Genomic DNA, 587 nt, shown 5'->3' with positions numbered 1-587 from the left:
CATCCACGGCGGTTCTGCCTCCAATGTCATTCCCGAAAGTGTGGTGCTGAAGCTGACCATGCGGGCCTTCAACGAGACGACCCGTGGCCTTTTGGGCGAGCGCGTTCCGGCTCTGGCGCGCGCCCAGGCGGAAAGCTTCGGCGCTACCGCGGAGGTGGATTACCGTCGCGGCTTCCCGGCACTGATCAATCACCGCACGGAGACGGATCTTGCCCGCAGCGTCGCGCTGGAGGCCTTCGGTGCGGGCCAGGTCGTCAGCGATTTCAAGCCGCGCACGGCCAGCGAAGACTTCGCCTTCATGCTCGAGGAGAAGGCCGGCAGCTATCTCTTTGTCGGAAACGGCGACAGCGCGCCGCTCCACAGCGCCAACTACGACTTCAACGACGCAATCATTGCGCCCGCCGCCCGCTATTGGGTGCGGCTGGTCGAAACCTTCCTCGCATGACGACGATAACGGGATTGGCGAAACCCATGAGCGATACGTTTCTTTACACCACCCCCCTCGACCCGCGTGCCAAGCCGCTGATCGACGAATTGATCATCGAATATGACAGCCGTTACGGCACCTACTTCAACGAAGAGGGGGC

1 protein-coding gene is annotated in these 587 nt (G+C 62.4%); it reads left to right on the top strand.

Annotation, left to right across the window (positions count from 1 at the left end):
• The coding region (locus tag ACK41V_RS23720) for a M20/M25/M40 family metallo-hydrolase (RefSeq protein WP_409786155.1) at positions 1 to 445 on the top strand (445 nt) is incomplete at its 5' end.
• Positions 446 to 587: the final 142 nt, after the last annotated feature.

This window comes from Acidovorax sp. (genome assembly GCF_046291265.1).
In the GTDB taxonomy this organism is placed as follows: Bacteria; Pseudomonadota; Gammaproteobacteria; order Burkholderiales; family Burkholderiaceae_C; genus Acidovorax.
This window is presented reverse-complemented; position numbering and strand designations above follow the sequence as displayed.